Source organism: Peribacillus deserti (genome assembly GCF_002863585.1).
Classification (GTDB): Bacteria; Bacillota; Bacilli; order Bacillales; family DSM-1321; genus Paraperibacillus; species Paraperibacillus deserti_A.
Map to the genome: position 1 here is coordinate 48581 of NZ_PGUY01000001.1, position 25121 is coordinate 73701.

Genomic DNA, 25121 nt, shown 5'->3' on the forward strand with positions numbered 1-25121 from the left:
CTAGTTTTACGGTTGGAATTAACCTTGAGATTAATCCTACCATACGCATAAGATTTGTCAACTACTTTCAAACAAAGATTATGAACATTATAATAATTAGTATATTATGCCTAACCGATTCATAATGTTTCTTTAAACTTCTCTATAAAAATAAGAGCCCGGCAGTTTCCTGCCGGGCTCTCGCGGATCCATTTTCCGAAAGAGTAAAACTAATTTCTTATGGTTTCTGCTTGGTTAAATTCCTATAGGCTAAACAAGTGGACAAGCTAACCTAAGCGAACGATTTGATTTTTTTTAATGCCTACAGTATTTCTCGGTTATTCATCATTTGATAGTAACGACCGTTTTCAGCTGCTGATTTACATACTCATATTATGCTGCACAATAAGATGCCGGGGAATAAAATACCTGGCTTATTCTTTATGCATTTGAATCTTCCCAGCTTTGCATAGCATACAATTTAGATGCGGAAGCCAATTCCAGCTTCCATGTTTTACAATTCCTAGAGGAAGCGATCTTTTTGCTGCCTCATATCCATATATGGCTGATTCTAAATCACTGTTTTTAAAAGGCTCTTTTCGCAAAGTTTGTTGCCTTTTAATGGCAGGTTGATTTCCGTTCCAGGTGCTCGCTTTCCGCGGGGCGTGCGGTGAGCCTCCTCGGCGTATCGCCTGTGGGGTCTCACCTGTCCCGCTGCTCCCGCAGGAGTCTCGCACCTTCCACTGCAATCAACTGGTTCGATAAGGAAAAACATCTCGAGAAACAACAATCCTTTAGAAAACACCCTTTTTAAAAAAACATATATCAGCTATCAGCAAAACTCTTTACCCGGCTGGTCATACTTACCATCCTGAGCCTCAGTTTAATGGACCCAGCCCCTTTCTCCCCCGAGAGGGGAATAACTATTACATATTCCGTCGTTGATACGAATTTTTCCGCCGTTATTTTTATTATTCCGCCTTCAGAATCCTTTTCCGCTGTCAGTGTGCTTATTTCCGCCTTTACTGCCCCGCGGACAACATATTATCGTTAGGTTAAAAGAGAGCCAAAAAAGGCTATGCACTGGAATATGGATAATCCGAGAACAAGAATTCTCATTTTTATCCACACTCCGTACATAACCTTATATTCAAGGCACTTATAGATTAGCGTTTTAAAATCAGCTGTGTAACACTTTCCACTTGTGCTGTCTGCGGAAACATATCAACTGGCTGAATATATTCGACTTTATATAGCTTGCTTAAGAACTCTAGATTTTTGGCAAGAGTCGATGGGTTGCAGGATACATAGACAATTTTCTTTGGCTTTACTTTTACAATAGTTTGAAGAAGTTTATCATCCAGACCTGATCTCGGCGGGTCCACGACCATCACATCCGAATGCCAGCCTTCTTTCGCCCATTTAGGCATGATATCCTCAGCTTTGCCCACTTCATACCGGGTATGTTTAACTCCATGGCGGGATGCATTTTTCTTAGCATCCGCGATGGATTCTTTTATGATATCCATTCCCCGGATTTCTTTAGCGCCGTCTGCAAGCCACAACCCTATGGTCCCTACTCCGCAATAGGCGTCTACCACCCGCTCTTTCCCGGTCAGAGAAGCTGCTTTTTTTACTTCATCGTACATTTTGACTGTTTGTACAGGATTCAGCTGGAAGAAAGTCCGTGCAGATAATTCATAGGACATATCACCCAATGTCTCTCTAATTATATTTTCACCGGCAAGGTGGATCGATTTTTCGCCAAAGATCAACGATGTGTTTTTCGGGTTGATATTTTGGATGACGGATTTGACCTCTGGCAGCTGTTTCTTAATCTGATCGATAAGCTCTTCTTTATGAGGAAGATGGTCTGTTGCGGTGATAATGACAACCTGAAGCTCGCCTGTTTCAAAACCCACTCTTGTGACAATGGTTCTGACTACGCCTTTTTTCTTCCGTTCATTATAAACAGGAATTTGCAGCCTTGATATAATCTTTTTTACCGTTCTTGTCGCTCTATTGCTTTTTGGATGCTGTACGATACATTCTGGGATATCGATCAGACGGTGTGTGTTTATAGCATACAGACCAGCGATAATCTGTCCATTGGGATCAGTCCCCACCTGGAATTGGCTTTTATTTCGGTAATGCCATGGATGGTCCATCCCAATGGTCGGCCTGATATCCATGCCAGGGATCGCTAATTTTGTATGTCTTTCCAGGGCCTGAATCACAATATCCCGTTTTTCATGGAGCTGCCTTTCATAGGAAATGTGCTGCAGCTGGCAGCCTCCACATTCATAGTAGACCGGACAAGGCGGTGTAGTCCTATGTTCAGAAGGTTTGCGGATCTTTTTAATTTTTGCTTCGGCAAATTTTGGCTGTATGTTCGTTGCTTCTGCGATAACTTCTTCTCCAGGAATTGCTCCATGGACAAAAACAACCTGTCTTTTAAAATAGCCTACCCCTTCTCCATTGATCCCGAGGCGTTTTATCGTTAAAGGAAAGGTTTGTCCAAGATCCAGCTTGGCTTCTTGCTGTTTCACTTATTTCTCACTCCGTTTTTCAATACTTCTCCATAAATAAAGAGAGGCATAGCTTAAATATGGGTCCCAGCTTTCACTGAATACTTCCATTTCTTCACGTGTCGGTTTTTGTTCTAATTTATATAATTTCTTAAGAGCATTTTGAATTCCGATATCTGCCATCGGGAAAAGATTTGGTCTTCCTAGTCCAAATAAAAGAAAATTCTCCGCTGTCCACCGCCCGATTCCCCGGATCTTTATTAAAGTATCAATGATGACTTCGTCTGACTGCCGGCTCAAATCTTCAATATCGAGCTCTTTATTCACTATTAATTGAGAAAGCCCAATTAAATATTCTGCTTTTCTTGTGCTGAATTGAAGCTCGCGGAGCTGTTCGACAGTTATACTGGCAGCTTTCTCCGGCGGAGGATAGAACCAGGCACCCTCCATTTCAAATCCAAATGTCCGCACATAACGTGCGGTCAAGGTGTAAGCAAATGATAAGTTAAGCTGCTGATGAACAATACATTTAACCAGGCACCCGTAAGGATTGAAGTCCAGAATTAATGGGGTTCCCCTGTGCTCTAAAAATATATCCTTCAGCGTAGTGGTTTCAAAATGTGTATGAATATGTTCCAAAGGGAGATGCCACTGAAAAATGGTCATAATCCGGTCGACAGCTGCTTCCTTATGTTCTTCAAACGACCCGGAGAGTCTAAAGGACGGGGCATCTGTGCTTCCCAGTGCCTCAACCAAGATGACCATAGGTACTGTTCGGGAATAAATAGGAACTTTAATACTTCTTTTATCAAAATCCACCGAATTCAGCGGGTCATTTGACAGCCTGTCCAGAACTAGATCAAAATTATAAGGGCCTGCAACATCTATCGATTCAGTCCACACAGTCACTCATCCTTTTGGCATTTTCCCCGTATTATAGCATGTTTTAACAACATAATCTTTTTTTTGCGAGGCTTCATCTGTAAAACATGTGCCGGATCCGATTTTGCGGTAGTTAATTGGATGTATGCTATTTTAATACCACGTTTGTTACAGACTAAATAACATCGGTTCCTTTAGTTCGTGGCTCATCATTAAATCATCCAGCGACTTAAAGGTATACCCCTGTTTCTTTAATTCTACTATGATGCTTTCTAATGCATCCGCATTATCTTTTGAAATCGTGTGCAGAAGCAGGACTGCACCGGGATGGATCTGTTTCATCACGTTGTTATAAGAATATTGTGCTCCCTTTTGGTCATTAACGTTCCAGTCAACAAAGGCAAGGGACCAGAAAATATGCTTATATCCCAATTTATTTGCAACATCCAGGGTTCTCTCGCTAAAGACCCCTCTAGGCGGCCTTAGATAAGCCATTCCTCTCTGCCCAGTAAGCTTCTCTGTTTGTGTTTTTACTGTATTAAGCTCTTTAGCGATTTCCTCATCGGAGTTAGTGGTTAAATCCGGATGATACCAAGAATGGTTTCCAACTATATGGCCTTCATTGACCATCCGTTTAGTCAATCCTGCAGCAGTTTCCAGGTAATGGCCGGTTACAAAAAATGCAGCCGGTACTTGATGTTTTTTCAATACATCTAAAATCTGCCCGGTATATCCATTTTCATAGCCATTATCAAATGTTAAATAGATATCTTTCTTTGCGGGATCTCCTTTATATACAGCGCCATGCTTTTTAAGCATTTCATCCATTTTTCTGCCTGCTTCTGCAGGCTTTCCATCCCTGCCTTTAGAAAAACCCCAATTGTAGCGGCTATTCGAGTAGGAAGCAGAAGCTGAACTTATGCATGGAAGCCACATCATCAATACAGCTAGTAATAAAATAAATTTTTTCACCCTTTTTTACCTCCTGAACGTTTTTCTTTTTATTGTTATACCTAAAAGAAAAAACATGACAGGTGAATATTTACCAGCGGAGACTGGAAAATTAGGGGAGCGGAAGTGCAATAGTCTGATCCAAAATGAATTAGATAAGACATAAAGAGCTAACGTAAACAATAAAAGACTGCCAAAGTCCGGCAGTCTTTTCCTATGGCTCTTTTCTAAAAGATTGTTGTTTTTTATTAGTTCGGTGAACCTACCCTATTGTTAAACAGGTTGATTGGAACGTAAGGTGCGAGACTCCTGCGGGACAGGTGAGACCCCACAGGCGAAGCCGAGGAGGCTCAACGCCCGCCCCGCGGAAAGCGAGCATCCTCACGTTCCAATCAACCCCCTTGTTCAAAAACAACAAAGTTTGCGAAAACAGCCTTTCCTATTAATTAAATACACGCTCTTTAAATTGTGACAGTTTCTCCAGGGAGCTCAGGGAAACATCCTGATGCAGGCTGTTTCCGTGTGAGTCCATGGTCACGACTGCTGTAAAGCCTTCTACCTTCAGATGCCACATGGCTTCTGGAATGCCAAATTGCATAAGGTCCACACCTTCAACCGATTTAATGCAGTCTGCATAGTACTGTGCCGCTCCACCGATTGCGTTAAGATAAACGCCGCCGTGCTCTCCAAGGGCCTGGAGGGTTTTTGGACCCATACCGCCTTTTCCGATAACAGCACGGATGCCAAATTTCTTCATGATATCTCCCTGATATGGTTCCTCGCGGATGCTTGTCGTCGGTCCGGCAGCTTTTACATGCCAGTTGCCCGCATCGTCCTTAAGCATTACAGGGCCGCAGTGATAAATGATTTGTCCATTGAGGTCGATTGGCGCCTCATGGTCAGATAAGTATTTATGGATGGCATCACGTCCTGTATACATCATTCCATTAATACGGACAACGTCCCCTACTTTTAATTCTCTAATCTGCTCCTCTGTGATCGGAGCTTGAAGGACAACTTCACGGATGGCTGTCTCTTCTGACGAAGCTGCAACCTCTTTTTCTGCTTCAGAGGCAAAACTGATTTTTTCCCCCTCCTGATACAGCCATTCGATCACTGCGCCAGTCTCTGGACTGATTTTGACACCAAGGCGGCGGTATGCCCAGCAGTTATAGGCAACAGATACGAAGAAACTGGCAGGAATGCGGTGCATAACACCAATTTTACAGCCAAGAAGGGTTGTTTCTCCCCCAAAGCCCATTGTACCGATTCCAAGCTTATTTGCATTTTCCAATACATATTCTTCCAGCTTTCGCAGGTCTTCGATCGGATTCACATCTTCCACTTCTCTAAATAGCTGTGCCTTTGCAAGATCGTACCCGGAACTGCGGTCTCCGCCGATTCCGACACCAATGAAACCAGCGCTGCAGCCCTGGCCCTGTGCCTGGTAGACAGAGTGCATGATGCATTTACGGATTCCATCCAAATCCCGCCCTGCACGTCCAAGACCTTCAAGCTCACAAGGAAGGCTGTACTGGATATTTTTATTTTCACAACCGCCTCCCTTTAGGATAAGGCGTGCATCGATATAGTCCTGTTCCCATTGTTCGAATTTAACAACTGGGACACCAAATCCTAAATTATCACCGCTATTTTCACCAGTTAGAGAATCCACTGAGTTAGGGCGAAGCTTGCCATCCTTAGTTGCCTGTTTAATGGCATGCAGGATTGCTGCGTTTATTTCCAGCTGATTGACTCCTACCGGTGTTTTTATTTTAAAAGTAGGCAGGCCGGTATCCTGGCATATCGGCGATACATTTTCATCGGCCATTTGGATATTATCTGTTATAGTTGCTAAACTCATTGCTGCTCGAGTTCCTGCATTTTCTTGTGCCTTAGCTTTTTTGATCGCCCGGCGTACATCCTTAGGCAGATTTGTAGAGGTTTCTACAATCAGTTGATACATGCTTTCCTGAAGTTTTTCTAGATTCACTTTACTTCCCCCTGTGCTCCCAAGCTAATTGATCTATACAACTGTTAAAGCGGGCCAAATTCTATGTTCTGATTATATATAAAATTCTAAAATACTAACGTCTACATTATACTCCTATCTTTTTTTTTCGAAAAGGGTTTGCGTGCAAACGGTAACAACTTTTGAACACTTTAAGTAAAAAGCAGGAAAATATGCACACTAAAAAGAACTCTAATATATCTTTTTATATTACCGGAGGGATATTGATGAATTTTCCAGAACTGAATACACAACGCCTTATTTTAAAAGAAATAACAGAGGAAGATGCACAAAGATTGTATGAGATTTTTTCCTCTCAAGAAGTGACCAGGTACTATGGCATGGATCCCTTCACAACCATCGAACAAGCGGCAAACTTAATTCATTCTTTTCAAAAAACATTTACTGAAAAGAGAGCCGTACGCTGGGGAATCATCCTAAAAGAAAATGGCACTTTGATTGGCACGATTGGGCTAAATAATCTTCAAGTTGGGAATAAGCGCACCGAGATCGGCTATGAGCTTCACCCTGACTACTGGAGAAAAGGCTACGTTTCTGAGGCTCTGCAGGAAGTGTTAAGACATATATTTGAAGACATCGGTATCCACCGCGCTGGGGCAGTAACCTTTCCAGAGAACAAAGCTTCCTCTGATTTATTGAAGAAATTATCTTTTAAGGAAGAAGGGCTGTTAAGGGGGTACATTTTCCAAGGCGGCAGTTCTCATGACGCTTGTGTTTTCTCCCTATTAAAACCAGAATGGGAGGCACAAAAAAGAAAAAAAGGCGAGTACAGCCGCTTAGGCTAAACTCACCCTCTCTTATCTTTTTTTAAATTGCTCTACTTTCACTTCGAGATCATCCAGCATTTCAATCAGCCGATCAATATCCTCAAGCTGGGCATCTTCTGGATCGATATTATCCAGAACTTCAATAAACATGGATAAGCGCTGTTTCAGATAGCTTACTTGACCATTTTGGTCTTCTATAGCTTTTCCCATTTACGTCATCCTTTCATTTGCTAAGATTCCTATAAGTAAGAACAGGGAAACCGTTCCCTGTCTTATTTCTCCCCAATTATAGAGCTTAAAGGGAATTATTGATAGTTTTTCGGCATCTAAATTGAAAAAACAGCCATTAATTTAGGCTGCGAACTATGAGTTTTGCTTATTCTTCCCATTTACAGCTTTACGCGATAAACGATCGTTCTCTAGTCCGGTCCTGCTGAATGCATTATCGCTTTCAAGAGGGTTTTTTACAGGACCTCCACCCATATTCCTATCCAGTCCATTGTTTCCTTTTGGCAAATTAAGTCCCCCCTATCTTCATTAGTCCTTTATATTATTTCTTATTTACATGTTTCAATGCGTTTTTTAGAAAGAGGTGACAGCAAAAAAAGAGCTGTCGGCATAAGTATTTGACATATATTTTTTACTTCACCATAATTGTTTAGTATTTCTAATAGTTAGGGGAAGCCATCTATGATTGAACAAAAACGTAAACCGATCTCTATTTCCCACGATCCGTGGGAAGCCTATATGGATATCGAGCAGTACGGAAAGTTAACACTGTCCAATATTGAATTTACAACAACCACGCTTTGCAATATGAGGTGTGAGCACTGTGCAGTAGGATATACTTTACAGACAAAAGACCCGGAGGCCCTGCCTCTCAATCTCCTACTACAAAGGCTTGATGAAGTCCCGACTCTCCGCTCACTTAGTATAACCGGAGGAGAACCGATGCTCTCTAAGCAGTCCATGAACAACTATGTACTGCCCCTGCTGAAGTATGCGCACCAGAGAGGAATCCGCACTCAGATTAATTCGAATTTAACCCTGGATATCAAAAGATATGAACAAATCATCCCTTATCTGGATGTCCTCCATATATCTCATAACTGGGGTACAATGGACGAATTTATCGACACCGGCTTCGCGATGATGGAAAGAAAGCCAGACCGGAGCGCACGGGCTAAACTGTTTACCCGGATGATTGAGAACAGCAGATACTTGTCCGATGCTGGTGTGCTGGTTTCTGCTGAAACGATGCTGAACAAGCGTACTCTCCCATACTTGGAGCATATCCATCATCAAATCGTTGAAGAAATGGGCTGTAAAAGACACGAAATTCACCCAATGTACCCCAGTGATTTTGCTTCCGCAATTGAATCGCTGCCATTGGATGAAATACGCGGAGCCATCCATAGACTGCTGGATACCCGCAGCGAAGACATTTGGATGCTGTTTGGCACCCTTCCGTTTTATCCTTGCAGCAGTAATGACCATGATGCAGAACTTCTTCAGAGGCTTTATAATTCTAAAAATGTCACTGTCCGTAATGATCCAGATGGGCGTTCCAGGCTCAATGTGAATATTTTTACCGGCGAGGTGATTGTAACAGACTTCGGAGATGCCCCCGCCTTAGGCAATATTACCGAAAATACCCTCCAGGAATCTTATGATAAATGGCTTGATTCTGGATTGGCCCGGCAGCTAAACTGCCATTGCCCGGCTGTTAAATGTCTGGGTCCTAATGTCCTGGTGAAGGATGCCTATTATAAAGAAATTGATTTTACGAATAGGAAATCGAGGCTTTACCGTTAATTAAGAGCGCGGGCTTTGGCTAAAATAAAGGTGACTGCTATTTCCATACAGGCTGCTAAAACAGATGAATGAATTCAATTTTAAGCTCTTGAGAAATGGGAGAGACCAGGGATGGATATGAATGCAGTTTAAGATAAGCAGATATGTACTAACATAAGCATAAATCAAAATACAGAAGCATATCATAAATAAGTTAAGCATAGGTAAACATAAGATAAGCATAAACCTTAAAAACATAAGCATAAATCAACAAAAGGTAAGCATAAAACCTAGAAACATAAGCATAAATCCGTAAAAGGCAAGCATAAAGCAAAAGTGCGTGCCAATCGTATCGCATTTTCGCTTCTTTTTGTAAGAATTATTAACGATTAGCTTAAAACAGCGTGCAATTTTACAAATCACTATGGTTTTTCACAGAAATTGAGTCACTAAGCTGAAAAAGAACTCTCACTGAAGGGAGTTCTTTTTCATTATTCCCGGATGATTGTGAATTTAAATTCTGATGAATCCTACAATGTCTCTCAAATTATATAGATTCAGTCACAGATACTAGCTTCAAGAAAATGCGTAAAACACCCATGGTCTAAACAGCGGCCAGACTACTGAACGGTATAAATTCTGCCTAAACTGCCTTTGCTTGCTCTAAAACCTCCGCGCACTCTAACTTCTTCCAAACCGAATTCCCCTAAAGAAAAAACTCCCCAGCGCAGGGGAGTTCTTCTACTTTATTTCGGCCGTCCTGATACCATGAAGCTAAAGGATAAGTGATCCTGAATTGGAATCCAGGCGCCTATTCCCTGTGATGTTACATTTTTAACGGTGATGTACCGTTTGGTGCCTTTCAGGGTTAGATATACTTCACCATATGTGACTTTCCCTTTTTCATTGACTGCTGATGCATAGGCGTGAAGATAACCCATCCGTTTGGCTGGAATGTTGTAGATTCTATCCTTTTTTGTTCCGTTGCCGATGATTGCTTCATAGGCCAGCGGCAGCTTTGTTTTTTCTGAAGCCTTGATAAGCATCATTTTATGAACGTCTGCCGCAGCTGGTATTTTAGCTGTAAGTCCGCCGCGGACCGTTTTTTGTGCTTCCTGGACATAGTGAATCTGATAGGCTGAGTCTCCGCCCCGATTATCATAATAGTTCGTGTTGATTTTTTGGTACTCCCAGTTAGGGGCACTTTCAACGGATTGGTAATTTAGAGCCCAGTGTCCTAGATAAACGGTTGCGCGGTATCCCAGTGCAAATGGGCTTTTATTAATGGTCGTTTCATTAAGCATGCGGATAAGTTCAGGATTATCTATTTTTACATTAGAGGACTTAATCAGCTGCTTTGTCAGCTTGCTTGGTTCTAAGTATGGCATATCCTGTGAAGCGTTCGGAAAGGTATTTTCCTTGGTGATATTTAATACCGACTGAGGGACTGCTGCTGCCGGTTTATGTTTACCGCTTATAGGCCTAGCAGAAGCCATAGATGCGCCAGAACCAGCTATAAGTGCAAAACAAAGTGATAGGGTTAAAGCGATTCTTTTCATGTTGCACTCTCCTTATATGCTTTAGAATCTTGATACACATAGGATGCTCGAATTGGTTTAGATTATGCAGACTGACGATCAGCAAAAGACTTTTTTCCTTAATAAATTGTAACACTTTTGTAAATTTCAGAATATTTACAAATTTCCATCAACATGCTATGATTAGGTTACATCAAAAGCGAAGGAGGCGAAATCGTTCATACCCATCTACATATAGGGAGGTATGCCTATACAATCAGATTTCAGCTTTATATGTGCAGAAAATTGGTTAATGGTTAAAATGGTTTCGCTAGAGAAGTTAAACAGCCTGGGGGTGGATTAGCGAGAAATAATTATTAGAAGATCCCTGAATGAAAATATGATATTTTGTATATGAATGACTCTGCACCCTAATAAAGTAGTGCAGAGTCATTTTTGGTTTTTAATCCAGCTGGTGACACCCCGCGGTCATACGCCAAGGTGTTAAAAGGCAAAAGCGATCCTTTAAGACCGATTTACTTATGTCTTTCAGGTGCCTTCCTTTATGAAACCATGTTTCCTGAGGAAATTATCATTTTCATGATTCTGTAAATTCCTTATTTATAGCACCGCTCTCGGCTTTTATGTTATCCAGTTCCAAGCCGACTTCTTTTGAGTCATAAGCCAATCATTCCATGAGAAGCAAACTTCTTCTCCCGACCGCTCGTCTTATGCTTCTCTGGCGCACTACGCACAGGATGTGCACCCAGGCGAATCCACAGGACCTTGCGGTAAGTGGGGGCTAAACTTCTGCACGCTGTCGATCGCCAATTAGTAAGTCTTCTTTATGAGGCGGCTCCTCCACTTTCGTTCTGGAGCGGTTTCGGCTTTTTTCTTACAAAAGATAAAAACCGATCCCCATAATTACATAAGCAGCCAATAAAGTAAGTCCCTCAAACCAGTTTGTTTCCCCGTCATTCGAGAGCATGATCATCAGGAATACGGAAGTGACCATGGCCGTAAGCTCCGGCCAGGTAAAGACAAGCGGCATTGCATCTGGAAATAAAAGTGAGACCAGTACAAGCAGCGGTGCTACAAACATGGCTATTTGCAATGTAGAACCCACAGCGATCTCAACTGCTATGTCCATTTTATTTTTATATGCCATAACAATGGCTGATGCATGTTCAGCGGCATTACCCACTATCGCAACAACAATGATCCCTATGAATAGCTCCGACCAGCCAAATGTATGCCCAACCTCCTCAAACGTATGTACAAGGTGTTCCGAAACATAAGCAACCGCAACAGTTGCAACAGCCAGCACAGTTATTGCCTTTCCCTTTTTCCACTCCGGTTCTTCGTGCTCATGACTGTTTTCATTGCTATGCTGGTATACTCCGCGGTGGGTAACCAGCTTAAAGAATAGGGCTGCCAGATATAAAACAATCATTATGATTGAAATCCCAATGCTTAGAGTCAATGTTTTATGATCGTTCATCTCCAGACTGAATACCTCTGGAATAATAAATGCCAGAATGACTGCGAAAATCAGCAGACCTGAATTGTGCCTTGCATCAAAGACATTGAATTTCTGCCTTTTGTATTTCAACCCCCCAATAAAGAATGAGAGACCTGCCACCAGAAGAAGATTCCCGATAACAGAACCGGTCAGGGATGCGAGGACGACCTCCACCAGTCCTGCCTGCAGAGCAAAAATGGAAATGATCAGCTCAACTGCATTTCCAAACGTAGCATTTAACAGACCGCCGATGCGCGGGCCTGTTGTGATGGCCAGACTTTCTGTCGCGCGGCCCATAAAACTTGATAGAGCTACGATTGTAAGACAGTAGACGATGAACATTAATATGGTCGGCCAATGCATAATTGAACCGATTACCGATAGGGGGACCCCGATCAGCACTGAGATTAAAAAGATTTTATTAACCATATTTTCCTCCTATATTTATAGAAACTTTTTTATATAGATATCTTACTATAGTTAGGCAGTTAAATCCCTTATCTATCCGCATGAATAGTCTTTACCTCATTTTCTGCTTGCATAATCCTCCTTAATACTAGTAACATCAAGTATTATCAATTCCTTGGGAGAGAACACATGAATCAGTCAAGATTTCACTTTTGGATTATTGTCAGTATTGTAGGAATTTCAGGATTTTCACAAGGGATGCTGCTGCCTCTGCTTGCCATTATTTTCGAAAATCATGGCGTCAGCTCCTCGATTAACGGACTTCATGCAACCGGTCTGTATATTGGAATCCTTCTCGCCTCCCCTTTTATGGAGCAGCCTCTCAGAAAACTCGGCTATAAAAAAATGATCTTAATAGGGGGAGGTACCGTATTCATTTCACTCTTTATGTTTCCACTATGGAATAGCATATGGTTTTGGTTTGCTCTTAGGATGCTGATTGGAATCGGGGACCACATGCTCCATTTTGCTACCCAAACATGGATTACAGCTTCCTCGCCACTTGAATCCCGGGGTAAAAATGTCTCAATTTACGGCCTTTTTTTCGGTCTGGGCTTTGCGGCAGGACCTGTACTAACCAACTTGGTTGAGATTAATGAAAACCTCCCATTTTTTATTTCCTCAAGTATTAGTTTACTTGCATGGCTGACGTTATTCTTATTAAATAATGACTTTCCTGAACAAACGGGGGATACCGTATCATTTGCGGGCACAATAAGTAGGTTTAGAAAGGTCTCACGATATGCATGGCTGGCATTTCTTCCTACATTTTCGTATGGCTTTGTTGAAGCATCACTCAATGGAAATTTCCCAGTCTATGCGCTTAGAAACGGTATTGATGTATCAGCCGTATCTATCCTGCTGCCAGCGTTTGCGCTCGGTGCTATAATTACTCAATTTCCTCTTGGGTGGCTCAGTGATAAAATCGGCAGAAAAAAAGTGCTTCTTCTCGTCATGTTATCCGGCTTCATATTTTTTATGCTGGCTGGGTTAAATAAGGATTCTTTTGCAGGTTTATTTATCTGCTTTTTATTAGCTGGCATGATGACAGGCTCCACCTTCTCATTAGGCATCAGCTATATGGCTGATTTGACACCTTCCCGCCTGCTCCCCGCGGGCAACTTAATGTGCGGGATCTGCTTTAGCGTAGGAAGCCTTGCTGGTCCTTTCTTTGGCGGTGTTGTAATTGAGTATATTTCAGGAGCCGGCTTTTTCTATGTGATCAGCGGCATATTTTTCATCTGCTTTTTATTATTGGCTTTATTCAAACCATTAAGCCCAGAGAAACAAGAGTCCATGTCGCTTTAACACCGGTACACGCTCGTTTAGCAGGGGAAAAACAAGGGTACAGACATTTAACTTAAAATATTTTTTCCATTCATCTTCCTTTTAGTTTGACTGTATGGTAGGATATAAATGTATCCTAGATTAAACTAATTCTAATTTAGCGGTCACTCGCTTTTCTGTTTAAAAGGACTCGCTTTTTGCAAATAATCCTTGCTGTCATCGTAATGGTGGCAGCTTTAGTCTTTTTTACAGGGTAATTGAGCTTGAATATCTTTCTCAATTAGAATCTACATTCTACAGCAAAGTCTTATAAAGGAGGAATACCATGAATTCGAATGTAAAGGTATTAGACAGCTCTCCCCTTCCCGCGGAGCCAAATGGAGAGTCTCTATTAAGCAGACTTAAGCCGCACGCAGAGCTCGCTGCCGCACTCCTCAGCGGTATTCTTATCGTCCTTGGGTGGATTCTGGCGAAGAATGGTTTTTCCACAGTCTCGATCACTTCCTATATCCTTGCCTTCGTGATCGGCGGTTTTGCAAAGGCGAAAGAAGGAATTGAAGAAACGATCGAAAATAAGGAATTAAACGTTGAAATGCTGATGGTACTGGCTGCAATCGGTTCTGCCATCATCGGCTACTGGACGGAAGGAGCCATCCTGATCTTTATTTTTGCGGTGAGCGGAGCTCTTGAAACATATACGATGAATAAAAGCCATAAAGAAATATCGGCCTTGATGGAGCTTCAGCCTGAAGAAGCAGTAAGACTGGATTCAGGAGGAAAAGAGGAACGGGTACATGTGAGTTCCTTACATATCGGGGACCACATCTTAGTTAAGCCGGGGGAACGGGTTCCGTCTGACGGTGTGATCATTGAGGGGATCACCAATGTGGATGAAGCCGCCATTACAGGAGAATCGATTCCTGTAAGCAAAGGGAAAGATGAAGAAGTATTTGCAGGTACCGTTAACCTGCGGGGCTCTATCGTAGTGAAAATCACTAAATCTAATGAAGAAACCTTATTTCAAAAAATTATCCAGCTCGTTCAGACCGCACAAAGTGAAAAATCTCCATCTCAGTTATTTATAGAACGCTTTGAAGGCAGATATGTAAAAATTGTCCTTTCCGCGGTCCTGGTAATGATGATCGCCCCGCACTTTCTCTTTGGCTGGAGCTGGAATGAAACCTTTTACCGCGCGATGATCCTTTTAGTTGTCGCCTCTCCATGTGCCCTTGTCGCATCGATTATGCCGGCAACACTGTCGGCCATATCAAATGGAGCTAAAAACGGCATCCTCTTTAAGGGGGGAATCCATCTTGAAAACCTTGGACACCTTAGAGCTATTGCTTTTGATAAAACGGGTACACTTACAAGAGGAAAGCCCGAAGTAACGAATGTCATAACCCGTGAGGACTGGGATGAGAAAGAATTCCTCCAGCATACTGCCTCTATTGAACATTATTCGAATCACCCGCTTGCCCAGTCGATCGTAAGACATTTTACGAACAGAACTACTCTGGACCTTTTGACACCTTCAGATATGGAAGATGTTTCAGGATGGGGTGTCCAGGCCCGGTTAGGTCAACAAAGGTGGATGATCGGAAAAGCAGAATTTGTTGGAAAAGATCTTGCTGAACATTTCATGAATGGAATTGCCGGAAAATTAGCGAAGGAAGGAAAGACACTTGTTTTCGCTAAAGATAATCAGGGAATCGCCGGGATTATTGCTCTGAAGGATCTTGTCCGAAAGGAAACGGCTGCTGCCATTGAGGAATTAAGGTCTGAAGGCATTTACACGGTTATGCTTACCGGTGACAACAGGGATACTGCAAAAGTAATCGCTGCAGAAAGCAGCATAGATGAATACATCGCTGAATGTCTGCCGGAAACGAAGGTAGATGAAGTAAAAAATCTTAAAGACCGATTCGGTACAGTGGCCATGGTTGGTGATGGAATCAATGATGCCCCAGCACTCGCCACATCGTCAGTAGGAATTGCCATGGGCGACGGTACGGATGTTGCACTTGAAACGGCAGACGTCGTTCTTATGAAAAACGATCTCCCCCGGATCGCAGGGGCCGTAAAACTTTCTAAGAAGATGAATCGAATCATTAAACAAAATATCGTCTTTTCTATTTCAGTCATTATGCTGCTGATTTGTTCCAATTTCCTGCAAATCCTCGACTTGCCCTTCGGTGTAATAGGGCATGAAGGCAGCACCATTCTGGTCATCCTGAATAGCCTTAGATTGTTAAAACATTAAGAAGAGCGGGAGACAGTAGCTGGCAAATTAATTCCTGAAATGTTGAACGATTGTTCTTTATTAATAAGCCTAAGACGATTCAGGCCGTCAGATGCCCTCTACTCTCGTGTTATGACCAATGGCCTCAGCAGACTTATAGAAAAAGCATCTCTTCCACATGGGAGAGATGCTTTTTCTATAGTGAAGTTATAATGTTCAATGGAATTAATATGAAGATTCACCATACTGATATCATCCCAGTATCGGAAAGGAAGCACTTTTGATTCTAACTCCTGAGCTGCACCGTGGGGGTTACGGTTCCCTAACAATCCGGCTTTTTGCGGCTGCTTACAATAGCATTTATTTCTCCGCCTATGATAAGAATGATCCCGGTAATATAAAACCAGACCATCAGCACGATTATCCCTCCAAGGCTTCCATAGGCAGATGAATAATGTGTACTTTTCTCTACATAAAAGGAAAAGGCATAGGAGGAAACGATCCAGCCTGCTGCAGCAAAAAGCGCACCCGGTACAATGCTTAAACACTTTAATTTTATATTTGGGGCAAACCAATAAATCGCGAGAAAAATAATGAATAAAACGATGGAACTGATTACCCAACGGATTACATTCCAGGATGAAATAAATTCTTCCGAAAGCCCAAGATGTTCCGTAAGCAGTATGCCTATTTGCTTACCAAACACCGGAAGAAGCAATGCTGTTAGAAATACTGCAATCATTCCAATTGTGAAAAGAATCGATAATAACCTTGATACAATAAAGTGACGGCTTTCCTTTACTTCGTAAGCTCTATTGAATGCACTGATGATTGAATTCATTCCTGCAGAGGCCGTCCATATCGTCCCAATAATTCCCAAGGACAATAATTTTCCGTTTCCTTTCATGACATCATTAAGATTCTTTTCAATCATGTCCATCGTCTCCGCAGGAGCATAGATTGCGGCAAAACCCAGTATATCTTCCTGTTTTATTGGTAAATAAGGAAGAAGTGATACTAAGAAAATCATCAGGGGAAATAACGATAGGAGAAAAAAATAAGCAAGCTGGGCCGCCATTCCAGAAACGTCATCTCTCAAAATTCGTTTATAGATAGACTTTATAAAAGACGTTTGAGTGATTGATTTCCTGTTCATGCTCCCAGCTCGCTTCATTTTAGATGTTAATGCATAGTATGTGCAGCAGAGGTCTTATAAGCTCTATTCGGGGTAGAGCCTTCATGCGTCAAAATATCCTTGGTGTCCATGACTACTTCTGCTACTTGTATAGGTACTTCTTTTAATTCATCCACTTTTTCAGAGATAAAGTTAATATCTCCTGAGATTTCCTCAATCTGTGATCTCAACCTGCTTGAATACTCACCCATTTTAGTTACCCCTTCTAAGGGATTCGTTAAAAAGGATTTCATTCCCTTGAAAGTGCGGCCGCCCCCATCCATGAACGATTGACGGGTATTACGGTCAAACATGGCAATTACTCCCCCGGCCAGCGCCCCATACATAAGTCCTTTTAAAAGTTTGCTGTTAGCTCTGTAACCTTGTCCAACGTTTTCCATTGCTATTCCTCCTTTGGGGAAATGAGGTAAATAACAGCCACTGGCATAATGCAGAAATGTGCTGCTGTGATTATTTTCTTCATTACAGTCAAATATATAATCTAAAGTTACTTGTAATAATTTCTTTGTGGAAAAGAAGCGGGTATTGTGAATTTATAATTTTTATTTGACTTTTATCACACTTAAATGAAAAGATGGAGTTACATTAGACCAGCTACAGGGGAAAGGAAGAATTGAAAAATGGACTTATCTCAGAACACTCCTGCCAATGCAGAATTTATGGTACAAAAAATCAGTGAAAAATTACGGATCATGAATATAGGTGCGGTAAAAGCATCACATTTTAACCAGGAGATGTACGAAGAACTTCGGGACATCTATGATATGGTTATGAAGAAATCGAACTTTACACCTCGGGAGCTAGAAGCTATTGCTGAGGAATTGGGCAGTTTAAGAAATGTATAACCGTGGCAGGGAGCAATAAAATGAGAATGAATCTAAGCAAAGAACAGAAAAATATACTGGTTGAAAAAATTCAGGAATTCTTCCGCCAGGAACACGGAGATGAATTAGGAAATCTGGCTGGGGAGAATTTTTTAGAGTTCATTTATCGAGAAATCGGCCCTCACATCTACAATTCAGGAATCAATGATGCCAAAGCTCTTGTGCAGGATCGAATGCTTAATATAGATGAAGACTTATCTTCCCTGGAACGACCAATAAGATAGCTGAAGCACCGGGATATCCCGATGCTTTTTTCTATTGTCATTTTTCCTCTTGTTCAGTGAGGATGACAGGTCCATCTGGGGAAATGGCGATTGTATGCTCATACTGTGCAGAAAGCTCGCCATCATGTGTTCTTGCGGTCCATTTATTATGATCCATTTTCGTCATATAGGAACCAATATTGATCATGGGTTCGATCGTGAACACCATTCCTTCTTTAATTCTTGGCCCTTTACTAGGGGCGCCATAATGAGGAACATCCGGCTTTTCATGAATAACCGCTCCAATTCCATGTCCTATAAAATCACGGACGACAGAAAATCCTCTTGCTTCAGTAAATGTTTGGATGGCATGGCCAATATCGCCGATGCGATTTCCAATTTGAGCTGCTTCGATTCCTTTGTAAAGGGCTTCCCTTGTTACCTCGAGCAGCTCTTGTGCTTTTGGACTGATTTTTCCAACAGCGTATGACCATGCTGAATCAGCAAGGGCTCCGTTTAGATTGACAACCATATCAATCGTGACAATATCCCCTTCGTTCAAGGGAGTTTTTCTAGGGAAGCCATGGCAGATTTCATCATTTATACTTGCACATGTTGCATATTCATATCCCTTGTAACCCTTTTGCTGCGGATGGGCTCCATGGCCTGCCAAATATTTATCCACAAGATCATTGATTTCCCACGTGGTAACCCCTGGAGCAATCATTTTTGCAATTTCCTTGTGGCATGCTGCAAGAAGTTTTCCTGCTTCATGCATTGCTTTAATTTCGCGGGGAGATTTAATTACAATCATATATAACACTCCTGAAAATTCCTTTTTAATTATTGTATCGTAAACAAGAAAAAACGGGAAACGGAGCTGCTCCGTTTCCCGTTTTTTTCACTTTATGTTTATTTAAGAAGCGCAAGTGATTCCCGTGTAAATGCAGGAATATCGTCAGGCGTACGGCTCGTTACGAGCTGATTGCCGCATACAACTACTTCTTCATCTTTAAAGTTTACTCCGGCATATTCCATATCAACCCGAATGGATGTATATCCCGTTGCACTTCTGCCTTCCAGCGTTTTAGCTGTAATGAGCAGCTGAGGTCCGTGGCAGATGGCGAACACAGGCTTTTTCTCATCCATAAAGGACTTTGCAAACTGTACAAATTTTTCATCTGCGCGAAGCTGATCAGGTGAAAACCCTCCTGGGATAAACAAAGCATCGAAATCCTGTGGATTAACATTATCAATTCCCTCATCGATCGTTACTTCCACTTCACCCTGTTTCCCTTTAACAGTCGTGCCTTTTTCCTTTTCAATCGTTACAACTGTATGGCCGGCTTCTTTAAAAGCATTGGCAGGATCTCTGTATTCGGAGTCTTCAAAGTCATTGGTTACAACACATGCGATTTTTTTGCTCATTTATATTCCTCTCCTTACTAAAGTAATAAGTTGACACCTTATTTATCTTCCCTTTAATAAGTAAGATAAACATGATTAATCGGCCGATGATAAGCTGATATAATCCACTTCAGCATTTCCCGAAGAAGTTGTGAGCGTTATATCATTTACACCTTTTTTCAATTTTAAGCTCTGAGAAGGACTCGTGGCTGAACCTGTATATCTGCCATTTACATAGATTTTCTGTACAGCAGATGGCGAATCGTCTGATTCCTTGCTAATTTTTAACAAATAGCTGCCCTCTTTGGAAACCATGACCGGGAAGTGAATCCTACTCCCTTTCTTTGTCTGTACTGTTTGATCATTGCTAGACTGCAGGTTATCAACGATCCGGGCTTTTTTTAGGTAGCCAAGTTCCGCCTCATACTTTACAATTTTCATCTCTTTCGGAATTAATTCTATGGAATCTATTTCCGTGAATAGCTTCCCTTTAGAAATCCGGATCGTATTCTGCTCCTTATCTAACAATGTATCCATCTCCGCATCCCGCCAGGAGTCCCACCCAAAAGGCTGATATGAAAGCTCCTGCACCTTACCATTGACACTTACTAAATGGGATGTCGGCTCGCCCATTCCATTGGAGTATCTTACTTTAAGTGTGTAATCGCCTTTTGGCACTTCCACGTTAAATTCTACATAACTGTCTTCAAAATCGATCATTCCCACTTTTGCCCCGCCAGATGCCCCTGTATTATTTACAATGCTGGCATTGTGCACAGCTGCCTGCTCGGCTTCGTACCTATATACAAGACCTGGAAGCTTTGGGACAAGATCTCCTTTTGATTCTCCTGAAGGCACGCGCAGTAACGTATCCGCCGCTTGAGGAACTCCAAAGTCCGGAGTGCCATCCTTATTCCAGGTAAATGGCTGCATCCGTACACTGCGGTTCCAGCCTGCCCCCTGAAATTTGGCTGCATGATAAATAATCCAGTCTTCTTTACCATCAGGTGATTTCACAAAACTGTTATGACCAGGTCCATACACATTCAGTGCAGGGTTTTTTTGAAAGACAGGCTCCGGGCTCTTTTTCCATGAGTCGCTCTTTAGTGGATTTTTGCCATCCAGTGTCAGCATGCCGAGGCAGTAATCATCTGTCCAGCTGCCGCTTGCTGAATATACGATAAAAACTTGTCCTTTCTTATTGTTTAGGATCTGAGGTCCCTCATTAATCAGGGGGGTACCGTGTTTTTCCCATTGGAGTTCAGGTCTAGAGATTTCTACCCGATCCCCGCTTAAAGTCCATGGATTTTTCATCGGAGCAATATATAAGTTCTGGCTTACATTTTCATCGCCTTCCCAGCCTGACCAAACAAAATACAACTGATCATTATGCTGGAGGACAGTTCCATCAATCGCCCATTTATCGGTTGCTGCAGCAATTTTACCGTAATGACCGCCAGGATGGTGATATGGACCTAAAGGATCTGTCCCTTCCGATTCCAGGACATACATCCGCTGCTTGCCCATATCTCCTTCAGAACCGGCGTAATAGATATACCATTTTCCATTAATAAAGTGCAGTTCCGGCGCCCACATATGTTCTCTATTAGGAGCGTCTGCACTTGGGGTCCACACTACCTTTTTTTCTGCACGATCCAGTTCGGACAAATTTTTTATTTTCCAGATCGTGATATTCCCCCCTGTCGTCTGCGTGTAATAATAATAGCCGTCTGAATGCTTCACTGCCCATGGATCAGCACCATCCCCAATGACCGGATTTTTAAATACTTCAAATTCATTTGAATCGTTTTTTGCATTAAATGTGTGCGGTCCTGCTGGTATTGGTCGCTCCGAAGCCATCGATTCCTGAGGCATGTTACTAAACAAAAGCGGCAGGAGTAAGGCTGCAGCCGATAGTTTCCCAAAAGAATGTACGTTCATGTGTCATCCTCCTTATTTATGTTGTTTTTAGCAATTAAAATGATAGCGCTTTCTAATAGATAGAACATCGCACTTTACTCCCATTTCCTGTTACATTCGCATAATAAAATAAGCAGAATCACATTTGATTCTGCTCCTTAGGTGCGGATACGTCCTTTATTAGCTGAAGTACATCCCGCCAGATGGATAAAAACATAAAGTGTCCTTTATCTTTAATGATAAACATCCGGGATTTCGTGTACCTCTGCTTTAAAAAGCGGGAGGTCGACACCGTCCAAAGATGATCGTCCTCCCCCTGCCAGATCATGGTTGGATAACAGCCGCCAGGCCTAACCTCAAAGTCTGCCTTACACATGGCGAGTACTTCATAGTAAACCGCCATCCCCTCATACTGATACGCATCATAAGTTGCCTTTTTCAGCAATTCTGTAAACAGCATAGCAGCTTCCTTATCATCGCGGACCATCTTTTTCATTCTATTCATAACTGCATGATCGATATCCTGATTAATTCTTTTGCTTACTCTCTTAAATAAATACCTGCACACACCAGGAAAATGTAACATAACCCATCTTACAAATTTCCACTTTACCGGCATTATTCTTTCCACTTCCGGCTGGCTCAATGGCAGTACACTGCCGAGTAAGGTTAAACTTGATACATATTGTGGATATAGACGAGCAAAGTCTTGGGCAAACATGCCTCCTGTTGACCAGCCTGCCACTGCACACCGCTTAATCCCTAAGCATGATAACAGCTGATAGATATCCTCCGCAAAGTCTTCAGAGGAGTAGCCTGGATGTAAGTCTGATCTTCCATACCCTGGCCGGTCAACGGCGATGACAAATAACCCTAAGTCAGTAAGCACGTCCCGATCTTCCACCATTACAGCGGAAGATGACCCAAATCCATGCAGATACACGACTGGATGGTGGGCCGGGTCTCCAACTATTCTATACGATAATTTTCTTCCATCAGATAGAGTAAATAATTCATAATCCATAGTATGCCCGCATCCATTCGTAAACCTATAAAGTTCTACCTGTTTACCCTAATTTAAAAAATAAAAACCCTGTCCTGCAGACAGAGTTAAATGCGTCAATTTACTTATGGCTGTCCAGCTGCAGATTCTTTCTGTTCGCGAGGCATGACCAGGATTTCCACTCTCCGGTTGGCTGCTCGTCCTGCTGCTGTAGAATTAGAGGAAACAGGCTTAAACTCCCCATATCCTTTGGCACTAAACCATTGGGGCTTTAATTTTGGATTTTCTAATAGTATTTTCATAAAGTTAACGGCGCGCATAACACTAAGGTCCCAGTTAGAGTCAAATTCCGACGTACTGATCGGCATATTATCGGTATGACCGCTGATCACAATCCCCCTCGGCGGATTCATTACCAAGAGATCTGATATCTCACCAGCCAATTCTCTATCGATTCCCCTGATTTCTGCGAGACCGGATTCAAATAAGATTTTATCACTGATGGTAACAAGCAGGCCTTCATCTGTAAGCTTTGTCCCAAGTCTCCCCGTTAACTTATTATTCTTCATGTAGGTATTCACCTTTTGCTGAATTTCAGCAAGTTCCTTCTCATCCTCATCTCCCAGCCCTTTATCTTCCTGATCATTTCCGCTGACAGCGTTATTTTCTCTTTCAGGATTTTTACTGGAATCGTCAAGAACAGGACTTGGATAATCTAATACTCCTGACCCTCCTGTGAACACCTCATTAAATGCCTGGGACATTAATTTAAATTTGGAAGCATCTACGGAGCTCATAGCAAATAACACGATAAACAAGGCTAGGAGAAGTGTCAGAAGATCGGCATAGGGGATAAGCCAGCTTTCATCAACATGCTCATCATGAGTATGTTTTTTTCTTCTCTTAGACATCCTGGTTCACTTCGCCTTCAAGCCACTTCTTCCGATCTCCTGCAGGCAGATATGAAGTCAGCTTCTGTTCGATTGTCCTGGGAGCTTCCCCTTCAATAATAGAAAGAATTCCTTCAATCATCATTTGTTTAATCCGTACTTCTTCTTTAGATTTTCTCTTCAGCTTGTTAGCAAAGGGATGCCATAGCATATAACCTGTAAATATACCCATGAGTGTAGCTACGAATGCCGCACTGATTGCATGACCAAGCGCCTCTGTATCATCCATATGGCTTAATGCAGCAATGAGTCCCACAACTGCACCCAGCACCCCAAGAGTCGGAGCGTATGTTCCAGCCTGTGTAAAGATTGCAGCTCCTCCCTGGTGCCTCTCCTCCATTGCATCAACCTCCTCAGAAAGGAGGTCTCTGATATAATCAGCACTCTGGCCCTCAACTGCCAGGTTTAAACCATTTTTTAAGAAAGGCTCTTCTACGTCCTCAGAAATTGCCTCAAGCGCTAATAAGCCTTCCTTTCTAGCTATAACCGCCCATTCTGAAAAAGTTTTAATTACCTCTTCAGCACTTATTATCTTCTGTTCAGTAAACAGTATTTTAAAGAGCTTAGGCACTCTTTTTATTTCATTTGTCGGAAAAGCAATAACTACTGCAGCCATGGTTCCTACAACGATAATTAATATAGCGGCTGGATTAGCCAATGCCACCGGGCTTACACCCTTTAAGACCATACCAACTCCTACCGCAATCAGAGCGAGTACAATTCCTATTAATGATGTTTTATCCATAAAACCCACCTGTCTTTAATAAAAGTCGTATTTGATTCTTTTATTTATATCGGATAAAACCCTTAAATAGTGAGCTCTTTTCGAGATTTTTTTGATTTTCCATTTGTTAGAAGAGGTATATCATAAAAAAAATCCGCCCCAGCCAGGGCAGATATTATTTTCGGGACAATTTATCATATACTTTTTGATTATATTGTTTAAATGCTTTAGAGTGACTGGTCTTTCGCTTCTCTATTACTTTTCCAAATTGATAGAGCTTTTCATTCAGCTGCTTTGTTAGTCGTTCTCTCTCCTCTGGATCGTAACAAAAGGATATTAAATCCTCCAGGTTCATCAATTCTTTTCTTAGTGATTCTTCCTGCTCTTCAAGCATCCCTGCATTCTTCATCATCTTATAAGCCATGCGGAGACTTTCTGGTATAGCAGAATCATCATCGAGAACTAATGGCCGGCCGTAACCGGGCAGCTTTCGAAACTCCCCTTCCTCTATGGATCGTTTGATCTTATCTTCAGCAATCAGGTGTGCAATATCCATGAACCCACTCCTTACTATTTAATAGATCAACACTGCTTTTTATTATAGGCTGTTTTCGCAAACTTTGTTGTTTTTGAACAAGGGGGCTGATTGGAACGTGAGGATGCTCGCGGACCTTAGGGGCGGGCGCTGAGCCTCCTCGGCTTCGCCTGTGGGGTCTCACCTGATAGAAAAGCGGAAGCGCCTTGTTCAGACCCGATAAAGAAGACTTGCTGATTGGCGAGCGTTAGCGAAGACAGAAGCTTAGTCGCACTTACCACGCTCGAACGCCACGTCCTGTGGCCACGCCTGGCTCGCACATCCTGTGCTTCGT

Annotated in this window: 23 protein-coding genes; 6 read left to right on the forward strand and 17 right to left on the reverse strand. The window is 42.2% G+C overall.

What is annotated here, in order from left to right; all coding sequences use genetic code 11:
- Nucleotides 1-1145: 1145 nt before the first annotated feature.
- The 4 genes from rlmD to CUU66_RS00280 form a co-directional block, all read right to left on the reverse strand.
- Entirely contained in the window at nucleotides 1146-2528 is a 1383-nt protein-coding gene (gene rlmD / locus CUU66_RS00260; RefSeq protein ID WP_101639679.1) for a 23S rRNA (uracil(1939)-C(5))-methyltransferase RlmD, read from the reverse strand.
- Entirely contained in the window at nucleotides 2529-3410 is an 882-nt protein-coding gene (locus tag CUU66_RS00265; RefSeq protein ID WP_101639680.1) for a DNA-3-methyladenine glycosylase family protein, read from the reverse strand.
- Between the two features lie 147 nt (nucleotides 3411-3557).
- Nucleotides 3558-4361, reverse strand: a complete 804-nt coding sequence (gene pdaA, locus CUU66_RS00270; protein ID WP_101639681.1) for a delta-lactam-biosynthetic de-N-acetylase — start codon at nucleotides 4359-4361, stop codon at nucleotides 3558-3560.
- A 421-nt stretch (nucleotides 4362-4782) separates the two neighbouring features.
- Nucleotides 4783-6333 carry a fumarate hydratase gene (locus CUU66_RS00280; RefSeq protein ID WP_101639683.1) on the reverse strand — a complete coding sequence of 517 codons (1551 nt, stop codon included), beginning with the start codon at nucleotides 6331-6333 and terminating at the stop codon, nucleotides 4783-4785.
- 245 nt (nucleotides 6334-6578) lie between these two features.
- Here CUU66_RS00280 and CUU66_RS00285 point away from each other — a divergent pair, with 245 nt between their 5' ends.
- Nucleotides 6579-7157 carry a GNAT family N-acetyltransferase gene (locus CUU66_RS00285; protein WP_101639684.1) on the forward strand — a complete coding sequence of 193 codons (579 nt, stop codon included), beginning with the start codon at nucleotides 6579-6581 and terminating at the stop codon, nucleotides 7155-7157.
- Between the two features lie 12 nt (nucleotides 7158-7169).
- On the opposite strand, the gene CUU66_RS00290 is transcribed toward CUU66_RS00285, so the two are convergent.
- Together CUU66_RS00290 and CUU66_RS23850 are read right to left on the reverse strand one after the other, a co-directional pair.
- On the reverse strand, nucleotides 7170-7349 hold the full coding sequence (locus CUU66_RS00290) for an SE1561 family protein (protein ID WP_101639685.1): 180 nt from the start codon (nucleotides 7347-7349) through the stop codon (nucleotides 7170-7172).
- Between the two features lie 153 nt (nucleotides 7350-7502).
- Entirely contained in the window at nucleotides 7503-7655 is a 153-nt protein-coding gene (locus tag CUU66_RS23850) for a hypothetical protein (protein WP_180955092.1), read from the reverse strand.
- Nucleotides 7656-7829: 174 nt separating this feature from the next.
- Between CUU66_RS23850 and yfkAB the strand changes: the two genes are divergently transcribed.
- Entirely contained in the window at nucleotides 7830-8954 is a 1125-nt protein-coding gene (gene yfkAB, locus CUU66_RS00295; protein WP_101639686.1) for a radical SAM/CxCxxxxC motif protein YfkAB, read from the forward strand.
- Nucleotides 8955-9679: 725 nt separating this feature from the next.
- Here yfkAB and CUU66_RS00300 read toward each other — a convergent pair.
- Nucleotides 9680-10429 carry a YfkD famly protein gene (locus CUU66_RS00300; RefSeq protein WP_257967856.1) on the reverse strand — a complete coding sequence of 250 codons (750 nt, stop codon included), beginning with the start codon at nucleotides 10427-10429 and terminating at the stop codon, nucleotides 9680-9682.
- 916 nt (nucleotides 10430-11345) lie between these two features.
- A complete protein-coding gene (cax, locus tag CUU66_RS00305) occupies nucleotides 11346-12401 on the reverse strand; it encodes a calcium/proton exchanger (RefSeq protein WP_101639688.1) in 1056 nt (351 codons plus the stop codon).
- Nucleotides 12402-12569: 168 nt separating this feature from the next.
- On the opposite strand from cax, the gene CUU66_RS00310 reads away from it, so the two are divergent.
- Both CUU66_RS00310 and CUU66_RS00315 read left to right on the forward strand, forming a co-directional pair.
- Entirely contained in the window at nucleotides 12570-13748 is a 1179-nt protein-coding gene (locus CUU66_RS00310; protein ID WP_101639689.1) for an MFS transporter, read from the forward strand.
- A 304-nt stretch (nucleotides 13749-14052) separates the two neighbouring features.
- The gene (locus CUU66_RS00315; protein WP_101639690.1) at nucleotides 14053-15987 is read left to right on the forward strand and encodes a heavy metal translocating P-type ATPase; all 1935 of its coding nucleotides are present in this window, start codon (nucleotides 14053-14055) and stop codon (nucleotides 15985-15987) included.
- Nucleotides 15988-16288: 301 nt separating this feature from the next.
- Here CUU66_RS00315 and CUU66_RS00320 read toward each other — a convergent pair whose 3' ends face one another.
- Entirely contained in the window at nucleotides 16289-17122 is an 834-nt protein-coding gene (locus CUU66_RS00320) for a YihY/virulence factor BrkB family protein (RefSeq protein ID WP_101639691.1), read from the reverse strand.
- A 26-nt stretch (nucleotides 17123-17148) separates the two neighbouring features.
- Complete coding sequence (locus CUU66_RS00325; RefSeq protein WP_101639692.1) at nucleotides 17149-17541, reverse strand: hypothetical protein; 393 nt, start codon at nucleotides 17539-17541, stop codon at nucleotides 17149-17151.
- A gap of 240 nt (nucleotides 17542-17781) precedes the next feature.
- Between CUU66_RS00325 and CUU66_RS00330 the strand changes: the two genes are divergently transcribed.
- The gene (locus CUU66_RS00330) at nucleotides 17782-18006 is read left to right on the forward strand and encodes a DUF1128 domain-containing protein (protein WP_101639693.1); all 225 of its coding nucleotides are present in this window, start codon (nucleotides 17782-17784) and stop codon (nucleotides 18004-18006) included.
- 20 nt (nucleotides 18007-18026) lie between these two features.
- A complete protein-coding gene (locus CUU66_RS00335; RefSeq protein ID WP_101639694.1) occupies nucleotides 18027-18269 on the forward strand; it encodes a DUF2164 domain-containing protein in 243 nt (80 codons plus the stop codon).
- 37 nt (nucleotides 18270-18306) lie between these two features.
- On the opposite strand, the gene map is transcribed toward CUU66_RS00335, so the two are convergent.
- The 7 genes from map to CUU66_RS00370 form a co-directional block, all read right to left on the reverse strand.
- The gene (gene map / locus CUU66_RS00340; protein ID WP_101639695.1) at nucleotides 18307-19062 is read right to left on the reverse strand and encodes a type I methionyl aminopeptidase; all 756 of its coding nucleotides are present in this window, start codon (nucleotides 19060-19062) and stop codon (nucleotides 18307-18309) included.
- A gap of 98 nt (nucleotides 19063-19160) precedes the next feature.
- On the reverse strand, nucleotides 19161-19676 hold the full coding sequence (locus CUU66_RS00345) for a type 1 glutamine amidotransferase domain-containing protein (RefSeq protein ID WP_101639696.1): 516 nt from the start codon (nucleotides 19674-19676) through the stop codon (nucleotides 19161-19163).
- Nucleotides 19677-19751: 75 nt separating this feature from the next.
- Nucleotides 19752-21596: a family 43 glycosylhydrolase gene (locus CUU66_RS00350; RefSeq protein ID WP_257967855.1), complete on the reverse strand. Its 1845-nt coding sequence runs from the start codon at nucleotides 21594-21596 to the stop codon at nucleotides 19752-19754.
- Between the two features lie 118 nt (nucleotides 21597-21714).
- Nucleotides 21715-22599 carry an alpha/beta fold hydrolase gene (locus CUU66_RS00355; protein WP_101639697.1) on the reverse strand — a complete coding sequence of 295 codons (885 nt, stop codon included), beginning with the start codon at nucleotides 22597-22599 and terminating at the stop codon, nucleotides 21715-21717.
- Nucleotides 22600-22703: 104 nt separating this feature from the next.
- A complete protein-coding gene (gene motB / locus CUU66_RS00360) occupies nucleotides 22704-23489 on the reverse strand; it encodes a flagellar motor protein MotB (RefSeq protein ID WP_101639698.1) in 786 nt (261 codons plus the stop codon).
- Complete coding sequence (motA, locus tag CUU66_RS00365; protein ID WP_101639699.1) at nucleotides 23482-24273, reverse strand: flagellar motor stator protein MotA; 792 nt, start codon at nucleotides 24271-24273, stop codon at nucleotides 23482-23484. Before motA ends, motB begins: the two co-directional genes overlap by 8 nt.
- Nucleotides 24274-24427: 154 nt before the next feature.
- Complete coding sequence (locus tag CUU66_RS00370; RefSeq protein WP_101639700.1) at nucleotides 24428-24808, reverse strand: J-domain-containing protein; 381 nt, start codon at nucleotides 24806-24808, stop codon at nucleotides 24428-24430.
- Nucleotides 24809-25121 lie beyond the last annotated feature (313 nt).